Here is a 13,764-nt window from a genome sequence, read left to right as displayed (position 1 = left end):
CCTTTATATTATCTTCACTAATTTCATTCTGGTCGTTTAATAATGTTCCGTCTAAATCTATCGCGATGAAACTCATGCTATATAGCCCCTTTTCTTATTCTATCTATTAAATTCTCTTTCTAGCTTTGATACCTGCTCTCAATAAAAATCCAATCTTAATGTGGATTTATTAATGTTTATTACTGTTTATTACGGTTCAATCATAATAACCCAATATAAACCACACATTAATCCAATGTTAAGATTTTGTAAATCAGGTCTTAATTTGTCCAATTCACCTGCTCTTATTTTCATTATCAACTAGAAAAAAGCCTCAACAGCTGACCGTAAAGAGGGGAGAGTAAAGGCAAATCTATTAAAGATAAAGTGAAAAGTTTTTTATTCAAACATATCACTCTTTTCAGTTCGTCATTAAACAAAGCTCCTGGTTAGCTAAATAACACTTATGCAAAAAACTCTCTTAAAACAAGAGAAACAGACTGTAGACAAACTTGAACTGCCCCGTAAATGTTAGACACCAATCTAACATTTACGGGGCAGTTCAGGGAGAAAAACAAAATATTATTAATTGTAAAAAAGTTCAGGAGATGAAATAGTAAAAGAAATTTTCTGGCTATAATAAAATTATGGATGTGACTATATGACAGCTGAAAAAGGAATAGCAAAAAAAATAATATCGACAGGATATTTTGCAAGTCAAATACCAGGAGAATTTAAATCTACTACTTTAAGTGAAAATATTGATGTACTTGATTTAACAAAATCAAAACTATCAAAGGAAGGTTTAAATAAATGGTGTAAACTAATAGATTTTTCAATACCGAAAACGGAAAACCTCCGAAGAGCTCTATCAGTTCCACTACTGATCAGTCGCTAAGATTTTTCATTAATAACACTATCTGCCTCATTTTATATTTACTTTACTGTTAGGGATTCCATAAAGTGTATATATATCAAGTAGAGATTTTTATTCTTCAAAGAAATCCAAATCAATTTTTTTTGTAACAAAAACTTCTTCATCACTAACCCCAACATTATATTTAAACATTAAATCAGTTAGCTGTTGGCCATCAATCAGTATTACTCGCTTATCAATAGAACTAGCATATTCAATTGCACCTTGTGAAAACTTGGCAGTAGTAATAAAAATACCTTTTGATGCTTGTTTACCTATAAGGCTACCTACAAAGGTTTGAATATCTGGTCTAGATACAGTAGATTCTTTCTTCCATCTCTTAGCTTGTAGATATATCATATCTAGCCCTAAAACATCTTCCTTTATAATACCGTCTATACCTTCATCCCCAGATTTCCCAATAGCTCTTCCCGCATCTTTCACAGACCCTCCATAGCCCATAGATACAATCAATTCAACAATCAATCTCTCGAAAAAGCCTGGTGAACAACTAAGTATTTTTTCTAAAAGTAAATCTTGAGTTTCACTCTTTAATATATTAAAGTTCTCACCCATTAGTTCTAAAGGTGTCTTCTCTTCTGTACCTTCAATATCTGAATCAGTTTTTTCTTTAGACACTTTATTAATAAATTCATTAAAACTTACATATTTAGTTAAAAATTTTCGATCGATCTTAGTTATACTCGAATCATTAAATACTCTTAACCCTTCATCTGTTATTTGAAAAACAGCTCTTCTTACAACATTTATCAATCCTGCTTTATTTAGATATGTCCTCGCCCAACCTACCCGGTTAACCAATAAGGTTTGTTTGCCACTAGGAAGAGTCTCAGCAATATCTTCTTCACTTAAATTGAAGTACCTTGCTAGAATCGTATATAAATCTTGTAATCGATACTCTTGCCTATTTTCCAACTGCTTCAAAAACGGGTACATAAAGTCTTGATATCCTGGTACTGCCATACGTTCATCCCCTTATTATTATCCTACTTCCAATATAACAAAAATTGGTTTTAAAATTCCTAATAAATAGAAAAAGGAGCAGCAGACTCATCCATAGACAAATCTCTTACTCCTTATTGTAGTTCTTGGATTACCTCATTATTTAATTTTAATTGTTTGCTTTCAATTTTACGATCTTCACCAATAGTAATTGACGAATAAGTAGATGTAACAAACGCTTATGTTCTTCTCGTATATCAATGAAAGAGGATGCTTCACAAAAAAGTCCATCAGACTTTCGGAAACATCCTCAAAATCGGAAATTCAAAATAAATGTTAGTGAAATGTGATTTTTTAAGACAGATTAACTAATATAACACGCTTGAAACAATAACCATTTTTATTCGTGCTTATAACTGAAATATTTTGTGTATGATATAGTGAAATGTGGCAAGGTATTTTTCTAAAATAAAATAACTCCTTGAGAATAATCAGGATTTTTAATTAATCTTCTTATAAATAATCTGACGTTGATATAAAATTCAAACTTTATTTTAAATCTACAAATGGAGAAAATAATTTTTATCTTGCAGCATTTTTAATTTTGAATTTTCAACTACTTATTACGCAATTGCATATAAACCGCATCTGACCTACCAGGGCAGACTTATGTTTATTTAACTATGAATTACATTACCTATGGCTTCGCCATTGTCTTCACTACGTTCGACAACAATCTTTAAAACATGTCATATGTTATATGCAATAAACTGATGCGAAAAATTTTTAGTCCTTCCAGAACCATTTACGAATCCATTTGGCAGGAATGGCAACCAATACAGCAATTACAATAAGAACTACTTTAAGTATAAAAAATCGTTCATCTAAAGGTATCAAAATATTTCTTCCACATGTATGACGTATTTTTTATTTTGTGCAGAATGTAATTCGGTTTGCATTTCCATATGTTTATCTTTCAAAAGTCTATGTACAATTGAACCGTATTTTTTACTAATCCACTTTTCTTGATAATGACTATATTTCATACGAACAACTCCCTTTTATTGATGATTTTAGTCAAGTCTTCTTTTCTATCCAAGATGTTGACACAAAAAATCTAAAAAGCATTACTATAAGAAAAAAGTGGAAGGGTTATTCCTGAGAATTTACTTCTTTAACTTCTTCTTGTAAATACTCTAATTTCTTAATCAATTCATCGTATTTTGCAGAAAGAGTTATAGCTCTGTACATTGTATTTGGATTGTTTTTTAATTGCTCGATATCGCCTTTAGTGAAGTTTCTTGAGTTAAATGAACTGAAAACCTTTCTACGTATCACAAAAGAACAAGGATTAAATCTATACTATCTATGTTTTGCTACTTTGGCATATACCGGTATGCGCTTAGGCGAAATGTTAGCATTAAAATGGACAGACCTGGACCTTACTAAGAAAACTATAAGAATTACCAAAACATACTATAATCTGAATAACAAAAGTACAGGTTATCAACTCCTAACTCCAAAAACAAAAAAGTCAATTCGCACAATCATAATTGACGATGGACTTGTCGCCTTATTCAAAACACACAAGCGTGAGCAGATGGAATTGAAAATGAAACAACGGTTGGTATATGCGGATCAAGATTTCATTTTTGCTGAAAACATCGGGCATCCAAGGGTTATGAAGCAAATGGTATTGCGTTTACAGCGTTTAATTAGGCATTTGGATGTAGACAAGCATATTCCCCCCCACAGCTTTAGACATACTCATACATCCCTTCTCATTGAAGCTAGGGCAGGCGTAAAAGAGATTCAAGAAAGATTAGGGCATTCAGATATAAACACGACGATGAACATTTACGCTCATATGACAAAAAATATCGAAGAAAAGACCTCCCATAAGTTCAGTGAACTTACGAAAGGTCTCCTCTAATTGGTTGAAGTAAAGTTGTTTAAAAACTGAAAGTTAGCAAAAAGTTAGCATTTCACTAATCTCCACCTTACAAACCCCTATATACCAAGGGTTCTAGGCGATGATTACATCATGCCGCCCATTCCGCCCATGCCGCCCATGTCAGGCATGCCCATGCCGCCAGCGCCTGCCGGTTCTGGTTTGTCAGCAACAACTGCTTCTGTTGTTAAGAACATGGCAGCAACTGAACCAGCGTTTTGTAGAGCTGAACGAGTTACTTTAGTCGGATCGACGATACCTGATGCGATCATGTTAACCCATTCGCCAGTAGCTGCATTGAAGCCAGTACCAACAGCTTCGCCTTTAAGGCGCTCTACGATTACAGAGCCTTCAAGTCCAGCGTTGTGAGCGATTTGACGTACAGGCTCTTCGATGGCACGAAGAACGATTTTCACGCCTGTTGCTACGTCGCCTTCCGCTTGAATTTCTGCAATTTTATTGTATACGTTAAGAAGTGCTGTACCACCACCGGCTACGATACCTTCTTCAACGGCAGCACGAGTGGAGTTCAATGCATCTTCAATACGAAGTTTACGTTCTTTTAATTCTGTTTCAGTAGCTGCACCAACTTTGATTACCGCTACACCACCAGCTAATTTAGCAAGGCGTTCTTGTAATTTTTCGCGGTCGAATTCAGAAGTAGTTTCTTCTAATTGAACACGGATTTGGTTTACACGAGCTTGAATTTGAGCTGTATTTCCAGCACCTTCAACGATCGTTGTATTTTCTTTTGTAACAACCACTTTAGACGCACGACCTAAAGAATCGATTGTTGCAGATTTAAGATCAAGTCCGATTTCTTCAGTGATCACTTCGCCGCCTGTAAGAGCTGCGATGTCTTCAAGCATTGCTTTACGACGGTCACCGAATCCTGGAGCTTTAACCGCAACTGCATTGAATGTTCCACGAAGTTTGTTCACAACAAGAGTTGCAAGCGCTTCGCCTTCTACATCTTCAGCAATCAATAATAGCGGTTTCCCTTGTTGAACAACTTGCTCAAGTACAGGAAGGATTTCTTGGATATTCGTGATTTTTTTATCTGTGATTAAGATATAAGGATTTTCTAAGACAGCTTCCATTTTATCTGAATCTGTAACCATGTATGGAGAGGCATATCCACGATCGAACTGCATACCTTCTACAACATCCAATTCAGTTGTGAAACCTTTAGACTCTTCGATTGTAATGACGCCGTCGTTACCAACGCGCTCCATTGCTTCTGCAATCAGTTGTCCCACTTCTTCATCAGCTGAAGAGATGGCAGCAACTTGTGCAATCGATTCTTTGTTTTCGACTGGTTGGGAAATGGCTTTCAATTCTGCAATGGCAGTATTGACTGCTTTCTCGATTCCTTTACGGATTCCCATTGGGTTAGCACCAGCTGTTACGTTTTTAAGACCTTCACGGATCATCGCTTGTGCTAGAACCGTTGCAGTAGTTGTACCGTCACCAGCTACATCGTTTGTTTTGCTTGCTACTTCAGCAACCAATTTCGCACCCATGTTTTCGAATGCATCTTCCAATTCGATTTCTTTAGCGATTGTTACACCGTCATTTGTGATAAGCGGTGAACCGAATTTTTTCTCAAGAACCACGTTACGACCTTTTGGTCCAAGCGTTACTTTAACTGCATCTGCAAGTGCGTCCACACCACGAAGCATCGAGCGGCGGGCTTCTTCACTAAATTTAATTTCTTTAGCCATTTATAAGTACCTCCCTAAAATTTTAAGAAATTTTTCGTTCAGTTAAGTATGATGTATAATTAGCCGATTACAGCTAGAATGTCGCTTTCACGTAAAATTAAGTATTCAGTATCTTCGTATTTAACTTCAGTACCTGCATATTTTGAGAAGATAATTAGATCGCCTTGGGCAACCTCTAAAGCAACACGTTCGCCATTTTCAAGAACACGGCCAGTGCCAACTGCCACTACCTTACCTTCTTGTGGCTTTTCTTTTGCAGTATCAGGAAGAACAATACCGCTTGCAGTTTTTTCTTCAGATTGAACTAGTTCAATAATAACGCGATCACCTAATGGTTTTAACAAGTGAAACAACCTCCTCATATTCTCTTGATATTTGTTTCATGATTATTAGCACTCTTCATCATCGAGTGCTAACACATTTATAATATTAAATAAACCGAGCCTTTTTTGCAAGTATCTTATCGAAAATTTTTTATTAATTTCTGATAAATTACGGGTATACTACTTTAGCATAATGATTAGTAACTGAAATGTTGTCTAAGGGGTACCTTTAAGTGGTGTTCTGTCCTAATATTTGATACCATTTTGGAGTATGCGTTTATAGATTGTCCCCATGTCAGGAACGTTATATGTCAAATGGGTGACTTAATAAAAGGAGTTTTCATTTTTGAAAAAAGAATATTGGTTCGTCATCATCACCTACATTGCCATGCAATTATCAAGTATTGTTGGGGTACCCATTTTCATGCTGATCGGATCTTCAACCGGAATGCCTGCTGATGAACTTGAAGTGAAGTCTGCCGCATACTGGATTGTATTCAGCTTTCTAGTTGCTCTATCATTGATTCTTTTATTAATGAGAAAAGATATGAGGGAAAACATAGACAGAAAAGATCAAGCCTCGATTCCCATGTCCATATTTTGGGCAATAGCAGGTATTTTCTTGGCTCTTTTCTCTCAAACCATTGCTGGGAGCATTGAACAAATGCTTGGGGTGGAGTCTGAATCGGAAAATACACAGCAGCTCATTTCACTCATTTACAAAGTCCCCTTGGTCATATTCGTCACTTCAGTAATAGGACCAATATTGGAAGAAATCATTTTTCGAAAAATCATTTTCGGATCACTTCATAAACGCTTTAACTTCTTTATTTCAGCTTTACTCAGCTCAGTTATATTCGGCTTGGCGCATGGTGAATTTGAACATCTTCTTTTATATACGGCAATGGGCTTTACCTTTGCTTTCCTTTATAAGCACACGGGACGCATTCTCGTGTCCATATGCGCACATGTTGCGATGAATACGCTTGTTATCGTCTTTCAAGTGGTCTATCGTGAAGATATTGAGAAGATGTTAGATACTGCACAGGCCTTCATCGGAGGTTTATTATGAAACGTCAATCACCATTATTCATGGGAATCATCTATGCTGGCTTAGGTGCTCTTTTTACAGCGATCGCGATTCAATCCGTCAGTTCATCAGGATGGGGAATCTTTGCCTATATACTTATCCTTATTGCGACTCTTGATTTTGGATCGGGATTACGGATGATCATGCTGCACTTTAAGATTAAAGCCGCACAAAAAAATAAGAAAAAATAAGAAAAACGCTGCGAAGTTGCAGCGTTTTTCTTTTTATTCCTCCAATGCAGCTTCTTCCACTACAGGATAATGCTTCAAAAAGTAGATGAGAGACTGAAGCTCCACCGCCAGGTCAATGTGGTGAACCCTAATCGATGGGGGTACCGTCAGCCGTGCGGGAGTGAAATTCAATATTCCTTTTATATCGGCTTTGACTAAACGATCGGTTATCGTCTGGGCAACTTGTGCAGGTACTGTCAAAATCGCCGCAGTAATATTATTTTCCTGCAATAGTGTATCAATTTGATCCATATGATAAATTGGCACATCTGCTATTATCTTGCCGACCTTATCTTCAGAAACTTCGAATGCCATTTCAATCTTTGTATTATTATTTTTCATGAAATTGTAATTTAAAAAAGCAGTTCCTAAATTTCCTACACCGATTAAAGCGACTTTTGTCAGTTCATCTTGATCTAGTGTTTTTCTAAAGAAGGATAATAAATAATTGACATTATAGCCGTAACCTTTTTTTCCAAGCGCGCCGAAGTAGGAAAAATCACGGCGAATCGTAGCAGAATCCACTTTTACAGCTTCGCTTAGCTCTGCAGAGGAAACTCTTTGTTTGCCTGAGGAATGTAAGTTCTTTAAAAATCGATAATACAATGGCAACCTTTTGGCCGTTGCCTGCGGTATCTTTGGGTCATGGTTCATCATTCTTCCCCGCCTTCACACATGCTTTTCAACTTAATCTCTAATCTCTATCTGTTCGATTTACTTGTCTTTTATAATCGCTACTAGACACTCCACCTGTTTTCTCCACTAAGAATGTAGGCCCGATTACCATTCCTTTATCAATGGCCTTACACATGTCATAAATAGTCAAAGCAGTTACGGATGCAGCTGTTAACGCTTCCATTTCCACACCTGTACTTCCTTTTGTCTTAGCTTCCGTTTCAATCCTAAGCCTATATCCTTGATCTTCTTTTTCCCAATCAAAGGCTATATTGACCCCTTGCAGAGGAATGGGATGGCACATCGGAATTATATTGGATGTATTTTTGCTGGCCATGATTCCTGCAACCTGTGCAACAGCCAATACATCACCTTTTTTGATTTTTTGGTTGGTGACCAATTCATATATTTCTTCATTCAATAAAATGCTCGATTGAGCTATTGCGGTCCGGGATGTTTCAGGCTTCGCACTCACATCAACCATTTTGGCCCTGCCTTGTTCATTAAAATGCGTCAAGTCTCCCATTTAAGTAACCCCTCCTAAATCATACACTATTATTCCACTTTATGTAACAGCTTGTTTTTAGCCCGGAACCAAGCTGTTGCCGATAATAACTATAATACGTTACACTAACAATAATCAATTGAGGTGAAATCTATGATTTTATTACAAATCAATCAACTATCGAAATATTATGGTGCTGAACTTATTTTATCAAATATGAAGCTCGAAGTTCAAAATAAAGATCGAATTGCACTTGTTGGCCGAAATGGCGCTGGTAAATCGACTCTGCTGAAAATCATAGCCGGGCAGATTTCCCATGATGGTGGTGAAATCATCAAGCCAAAAGGCGTCACCATCGGCTATATGGCTCAGGATACGGGATTGGAATCCGAGCTGACCATTTGGGATGAGATGCTGACGGTATTCAAGGATCTTATGGAGCAAGAAAAGGAACTGCGGCGCCTTGAGGCTGATATGGCCAGACCTGACATCTTTGAAAATGAAGCACTTTATCAAAAAGTATTAAATGAATATGACACTTTGATGGTCGCCTTCAAAGAGAAGGGCGGTTATCAATATGAAGCGGATATCCGTTCGGTATTGCATGGACTCCAGTTTGCCGACTTTGACTATTCTACCCTAATTTCCACTTTAAGCGGTGGGCAAAAAACAAGACTTGCTTTAGGGAAGCTGCTTTTAAGGAAACCGGATATATTGATTCTGGATGAGCCAACGAACCATTTGGATATCGAAACCCTCTCTTGGCTTGAACAATATTTACAGAGTTACCAAGGAGCTGTTCTTATTGTTTCCCATGACCGCTATTTTCTAGATAAAGTGGTAAACCAGGTATATGAAATTTCCCGAAATAACATGAAGAAATACTATGGTAATTATAGTTCTTACCTAGAGGGAAAAGCGGAAGATTATGAGCGGGACATGAAGCTGTTCGAGAAACAACAAGGGGAAATCGAAAAGCTTCGTGACTTTGTCCAACGTAATATCACAAGAGCTTCCACTACGAAAAGAGCGCAAAGCAGACGCAAACAGCTCGAAAAGATGGATGTATTGGACAAGCCGCAAGGTGATGAAAAATCCGCTAATTTTTCATTCCAGATTGAAAGGCAAAGCGGAAACGAAGTACTTCATCTTCAGGACTTGGCAATAGGTTACGAAGGGGAAACGGTATCAAAAAATATAAATTCCCGCATGACAAAGGGCGAAAGCATTGCTCTTGTTGGCCCGAATGGTGTCGGGAAATCAACGTTATTGAAAACAATCATCTCTAAGCTGCCGGCACGTTCTGGAAGTTTCCGATTTGGAACGAATGTTGAAGTCAGCTACTATGATCAGGAACAAGCAAACCTGGTTTCCAATAAACGCGTACTCAATGAATTATGGGATGAATATCCCCTGAAGCCTGAAAAGGATATACGCACGGTACTCGGTAATTTCCTTTTTAGTGGGGACGATGTTTTGAAGACCGTCTCCACACTAAGCGGCGGCGAAAAGGCCCGGCTTGCCCTGGCCAAAATGATGATGGAAAAAGGGAATTTTTTAATTCTGGATGAGCCAACGAACCATTTAGATCTCGACAGTAAATTGGTGCTGGAAAACGCATTGATTGATTATCCGGGAACTATTCTATTCGTCTCACATGACCGTTATTTCATAAATCGGATAGCAACGAAAGTGATCGAGCTCTCCAAAGACGGCAACGAAGAATTCCTCGGTGATTATGACTACTATGTAGAGAAAAAACAGGAGCAAGCGGAAATCAAAGCACTTGAACAGGAGAATAAAGCAAAAACATTAGATGTAGCCGCAGAAAAAACAAATTACAAAATCGATAAAGAAGCAAAAAAAGCTGAACGTCAGCGAAAACGGCGCATTGAGGAAATCGAGGCAGCCATGGAGTTGCTTGAAACCGAAATAAACGAATACAATGAACTCCTTTGTGATCCAAATGTCTTCCAAGACCATGAAAAAGTAATGGAAGTCCAAACAAATCTTGATAAAGCACAGAAAACACTAGACCAGCTTCTCGAAGAATGGGCCGAATTGGAAGAATGACAATGGACCGAGTCAAATGACTCGGTCTTTTCTTTTCTGTTTCTTCAAAGTTATCCACATACTTGTTAACAAAACACTTACCGTGCACAAGCCGATAATTTGAGTTATTCACATTATCCACAGAAACATATCCACTTATCCACAAAAACACGTGTTTATACACATGCAGTTTGTTTATCAAAAATAATTATCCACAGAATATTCTATTTTTTTATACACAGGATAAAAAAGACAGGATGCCGAATTTAGGCATCCTGTCTTCACGTGCATTAAAATGCTTCTATATCCAATCCTGGGTTTCCGTTCAAATCCAATCCAGAGCGCTTTCCTTTTTCGAACATGACACTGCCAGCAGCACCGATCATGGCTGCATTGTCCGTACAAAGGTAGAGGGGCGGAATGGATATGTCCATAGGCATAACCTTAAAAGCTTCCGTTAACGCTTCCCTCAGGCCTTTATTTGCCGCAACTCCTCCGGCAAGCAATACTTGCTTCACATTATATTCCTTCGCAGCCTTCACCGTTTTCGTTACAAGTACTTCTATAACACTTGCTTGGAAACTAGCTGCTAAATCTTTAGGTTCAATTATTTCCCCACGCTGTTCTGCATTATGCAAAGTGTTGATTACAGCTGATTTCAATCCGCTGAAAGAAAAGTCATAGCTATCATCCAACCAAGCCCGAGGCAGTTTCAATGAAGGTGAGCCCTCTTGTGCAAGCCTATCGATATGAGGGCCTCCGGGATACGGGAGCCCCAAAGTTCGAGCCACTTTATCATATGCCTCTCCTGCTGCATCATCCCGCGTCTCCCCTATCACCTTGAAACAACCTGGTTCTTCTAAAAGCACCAATTCGGTATGGCCTCCCGAAACGACTAAAGAGAGGGCGGGATATTGGATTTCCTGAATAAGTCTATTTGCGTATATATGGCCCGCTATATGATGCGTACCGACAATTGGGATTCCATGTGCAAAAGCTACGGCCTTTGCCGCATTCACTCCTATTAATAGTGCCCCTACAAGACCAGGTCCTTCTGTAACGGCAATAGCATCTAAATTTTCATATGTCACACCTGCCTGAAGAAGTGCTTCTTCAAGAACAATTGTAATTTGCTCTACATGGTGGCGGGAAGCTATTTCAGGGACGACACCGCCAAAACGTTTATGGCTTTCAATTTGTGAAGCCACGACATTGCTCAATATCTCTGTTCCATTTTTTATAACAGCTGCTGCCGTTTCGTCACAGCTCGTTTCGATTCCTAATATAAGTTGATCTGTTTTCATAAAAAATTCACCCACATAACATAAGCATCTTCTTGATTATCTGTATAATAATTTTTACGGATTCCACCCTTTTGAAAACCTAGTTTTTCATAAAGTGAAATGGCTACTGCATTACTGACACGAACTTCAAGCGTCATCCTTACCACCCCCATGGAAATGGAGATTTCAATCATCTTCCGAAGCAATGCTTCCCCAAGCTTTTGCCCTCGATATTCAGGTAAAATCGCAATGTTGGTAATGTGTGATTCATCAATGACGATCCACGCACCGCAATAACCGGCAATTTTCCCTTCATCCTCAATCACCATATATACGGCATATTGATTGTGATTCAATTCATTAAAAAAAGCTTCCCGGCTCCAAGGTAAAGTGAAGGACTGTTTTTCCACGTGTAGCACTTGGTCGATATCTTCCGTTTCCATTTTTCGGAACGTCAATGTTTTACTCATAATAATCGGTCGCTTTCCTTTTTTATTTCCCCTGCTGTTCGAGCCACTTAGCTTCCGCTTCAGCCATGCGAATATAGTTTGGTACAAACTGGTGAATATCCTCTTCAGTCTTGTTAAGACCAATAAAGGCCAGTTCGCTTGGTCTCGAGTTAAAGGACTGTATAGGAGCAAATACGGCTAAATCGCCTAACGCTTCCGTAATTGCATCCCGATGGATGTCCACATCTTGACCAATAAATAAAACAGGACGATTTAATTCTTTCAATCGAATCGCCCACTCAGAGGATAGAATATTACAATCTTCCATGATTGTTTCTAACAGATCATTTTCCATTTCATATAATCCAGTATAAATCTGCCCTCTTCTTGCATCGAACAAGGGAGATATCAAACCATTAAAATAACGACCATTTGCTGCTAAAACTTCTAAACTAGAAACACCTGATAAAGGAATCTGGAGTGTCCAGGCCAAAGTTTTTGCAATCGTCACACCAATCCTCACCCCTGTATAAGAGCCTGGGCCCCGAGCTACCACTATCTTGGTCAAATCCTTCGGATTAGTATCACAATCCCTTAGCAGCGTCTCAATAGCTGGCATTACCCGCACTGAATGATTTTTCTTTAGGTTGGTCGTATATTCGCCAATTACTTGACTTCCATTTACCAGTGCTATCCCTAATGTAAAGTTCGATGTATCTATAGCTAAAACCTTCATCAAATAATCTCCTTACATAACGTTTCATATCGTTCGCCTTTGGCTTCCAAGACAATGCGCCGGCTTATATCACTAAGACGATAAATATAAATGGTTAAGATTTCACTAGGGAGGTAATCCTTAATTAAATGAGCCCATTCAACGACGGTTACACCGTCACCATCAAAGTATTCATCAAAGCCTAAATCTTCTTCGGATTCACTTACCCGATATACATCCATGTGATATAAAGGCAATCGACCCTTGTATTCCTTTATTATCGTAAAAGTTGGGCTATTTACTGTTCTAGAAACGCCTAATCCTTTAGCCAGCCCTTTTGTGAATGCCGTTTTCCCTGCACCAAGATCACCTTCTAAAGCCAGTACATCACCACTCGAAAGCATTAGTGCCAACTTCTGCGCAAACTGTGCTGTTTCTTCCTCATTGTGAGAAATCAATTCAAATTGTTGCATATATTAATCACCTTTATCATTATTAGCAAAACGTCATATCGTACATGACGAAAACTATAAACTCAATATTAAAATGGAGCAAAAACTTCTATATATGTAGTTTACCTTGTTTCAAAAGAAGACACAAATAAGTTAGGGACATAATTATTTGAATTTCAGATAAAACAAAAAAACGAAACCTAGGTTTCGTTTTTTTCATGATTGCGGGGACAGGATTTGAACCTGCGACCTTCGGGTTATGAGCCCGACGAGCTACCGGACTGCTCCACCCCGCGACGGTATAAATGTTACTTTTATAAATTAAGTATTCCCTTTTTTTCAAAAAGGATACAAAGATTATAGCTTGGCGGCGTCCTACTCTCACAGGGGGAAACCCCCAACTACCATCGGCGCTGAAGAGCTTAACTGCCGTGTTCGGAATGGGAACGGGTGTGAC

General features: G+C 38.3%; 16 protein-coding genes, 1 tRNA gene and 1 rRNA gene. 5 read left to right on the top strand and 13 right to left on the bottom strand.

Features of this window, described 5'->3' with window-relative positions:
• Nucleotides 1-76 (bottom strand): HAD hydrolase family protein (locus ACFWE9_RS22250; protein ID WP_377357766.1); only part of this gene is annotated, 76 nt, incomplete at its 3' end.
• A 564-nt stretch (nt 77-640) separates the two neighbouring features.
• On the opposite strand from ACFWE9_RS22250, the gene ACFWE9_RS22245 reads away from it, so the two are divergent.
• The gene (locus ACFWE9_RS22245; protein ID WP_230162326.1) at nt 641-877 is read left to right on the top strand and encodes a hypothetical protein; all 237 of its coding nucleotides are present in this window, start codon (nt 641-643) and stop codon (nt 875-877) included.
• A 90-nt stretch (nt 878-967) separates the two neighbouring features.
• On the opposite strand, the gene ACFWE9_RS22240 is transcribed toward ACFWE9_RS22245, so the two are convergent.
• Together ACFWE9_RS22240 and ACFWE9_RS22235 are read right to left on the bottom strand one after the other, a co-directional pair.
• Entirely contained in the window at nt 968-1,879 is a 912-nt protein-coding gene (locus ACFWE9_RS22240) for a restriction endonuclease (protein ID WP_377358847.1), read from the bottom strand.
• Between the two features lie 872 nt (nt 1,880-2,751).
• The gene (locus ACFWE9_RS22235) at nt 2,752-2,904 is read right to left on the bottom strand and encodes a hypothetical protein (protein WP_377358846.1); all 153 of its coding nucleotides are present in this window, start codon (nt 2,902-2,904) and stop codon (nt 2,752-2,754) included.
• Between the two features lie 245 nt (nt 2,905-3,149).
• Here ACFWE9_RS22235 and ACFWE9_RS22230 point away from each other — a divergent pair, with 245 nt between their 5' ends.
• Nucleotides 3,150-3,791: a site-specific integrase gene (locus ACFWE9_RS22230; protein WP_377358844.1), complete on the top strand. Its 642-nt coding sequence runs from the start codon at nt 3,150-3,152 to the stop codon at nt 3,789-3,791.
• Nucleotides 3,792-3,895: 104 nt separating this feature from the next.
• On the opposite strand, the gene groL is transcribed toward ACFWE9_RS22230, so the two are convergent.
• Both groL and groES read right to left on the bottom strand, forming a co-directional pair.
• Entirely contained in the window at nt 3,896-5,533 is a 1,638-nt protein-coding gene (gene groL, locus ACFWE9_RS22225) for a chaperonin GroEL (RefSeq protein ID WP_063235581.1), read from the bottom strand.
• A 59-nt stretch (nt 5,534-5,592) separates the two neighbouring features.
• Nucleotides 5,593-5,877 (bottom strand): co-chaperone GroES, encoded by a 285-nt coding sequence (gene groES / locus ACFWE9_RS22220; RefSeq protein ID WP_053348954.1) that lies wholly within the window; start codon nt 5,875-5,877, stop codon nt 5,593-5,595.
• Nucleotides 5,878-6,202: 325 nt separating this feature from the next.
• Here groES and ACFWE9_RS22215 point away from each other — a divergent pair, with 325 nt between their 5' ends.
• Entirely contained in the window at nt 6,203-6,928 is a 726-nt protein-coding gene (locus tag ACFWE9_RS22215; RefSeq protein WP_377358841.1) for a CPBP family intramembrane glutamic endopeptidase, read from the top strand.
• The gene (locus tag ACFWE9_RS22210; RefSeq protein WP_230162263.1) at nt 6,925-7,137 is read left to right on the top strand and encodes a YdiK family protein; all 213 of its coding nucleotides are present in this window, start codon (nt 6,925-6,927) and stop codon (nt 7,135-7,137) included. Before ACFWE9_RS22215 ends, ACFWE9_RS22210 begins: the two co-directional genes overlap by 4 nt.
• A 33-nt stretch (nt 7,138-7,170) precedes the next feature.
• On the opposite strand, the gene ACFWE9_RS22205 is transcribed toward ACFWE9_RS22210, so the two are convergent.
• Both ACFWE9_RS22205 and moaC read right to left on the bottom strand, forming a co-directional pair.
• Nucleotides 7,171-7,833: a redox-sensing transcriptional repressor Rex gene (locus tag ACFWE9_RS22205; RefSeq protein ID WP_230162262.1), complete on the bottom strand. Its 663-nt coding sequence runs from the start codon at nt 7,831-7,833 to the stop codon at nt 7,171-7,173.
• A gap of 37 nt (nt 7,834-7,870) precedes the next feature.
• A complete protein-coding gene (gene moaC / locus ACFWE9_RS22200) occupies nt 7,871-8,377 on the bottom strand; it encodes a cyclic pyranopterin monophosphate synthase MoaC (RefSeq protein ID WP_230162260.1) in 507 nt (168 codons plus the stop codon).
• 132 nt (nt 8,378-8,509) lie between these two features.
• Here moaC and ACFWE9_RS22195 point away from each other — a divergent pair, with 132 nt between their 5' ends.
• Nucleotides 8,510-10,429 (top strand): ABC-F family ATP-binding cassette domain-containing protein, encoded by a 1,920-nt coding sequence (locus ACFWE9_RS22195; RefSeq protein ID WP_377358838.1) that lies wholly within the window; start codon nt 8,510-8,512, stop codon nt 10,427-10,429.
• A 269-nt stretch (nt 10,430-10,698) separates the two neighbouring features.
• On the opposite strand, the gene tsaD is transcribed toward ACFWE9_RS22195, so the two are convergent.
• The 6 genes from tsaD to rrf all read right to left on the bottom strand — a co-directional run.
• Nucleotides 10,699-11,712, bottom strand: coding sequence for a tRNA (adenosine(37)-N6)-threonylcarbamoyltransferase complex transferase subunit TsaD (gene tsaD, locus ACFWE9_RS22190; RefSeq protein ID WP_230162256.1), 1,014 nt, complete (start codon nt 11,710-11,712; stop codon nt 10,699-10,701).
• Nucleotides 11,709-12,161 (bottom strand): ribosomal protein S18-alanine N-acetyltransferase, encoded by a 453-nt coding sequence (rimI, locus tag ACFWE9_RS22185; RefSeq protein WP_230162254.1) that lies wholly within the window; start codon nt 12,159-12,161, stop codon nt 11,709-11,711. The genes tsaD and rimI overlap by 4 nt, the downstream gene beginning before the upstream one ends.
• A 22-nt stretch (nt 12,162-12,183) precedes the next feature.
• Complete coding sequence (tsaB, locus tag ACFWE9_RS22180) at nt 12,184-12,876, bottom strand: tRNA (adenosine(37)-N6)-threonylcarbamoyltransferase complex dimerization subunit type 1 TsaB (RefSeq protein ID WP_230162252.1); 693 nt, start codon at nt 12,874-12,876, stop codon at nt 12,184-12,186.
• Nucleotides 12,876-13,328 (bottom strand): tRNA (adenosine(37)-N6)-threonylcarbamoyltransferase complex ATPase subunit type 1 TsaE, encoded by a 453-nt coding sequence (tsaE, locus tag ACFWE9_RS22175; protein ID WP_230162250.1) that lies wholly within the window; start codon nt 13,326-13,328, stop codon nt 12,876-12,878. The genes tsaB and tsaE overlap by 1 nt, the downstream gene beginning before the upstream one ends.
• 201 nt (nt 13,329-13,529) lie before the next feature.
• A tRNA-Met gene (locus tag ACFWE9_RS22170) sits at nt 13,530-13,603 on the bottom strand.
• A gap of 66 nt (nt 13,604-13,669) precedes the next feature.
• Nucleotides 13,670-13,764, bottom strand: a 5S ribosomal RNA gene (rrf, locus tag ACFWE9_RS22165); the annotation flags it as partial.

Origin of the sequence: Peribacillus sp. NPDC060253 (assembly GCF_042727425.1) — a bacterium.
Lineage (GTDB): Bacteria > Bacillota > Bacilli > Bacillales > DSM-1321 > Peribacillus.
This window is presented reverse-complemented; position numbering and strand designations above follow the sequence as displayed.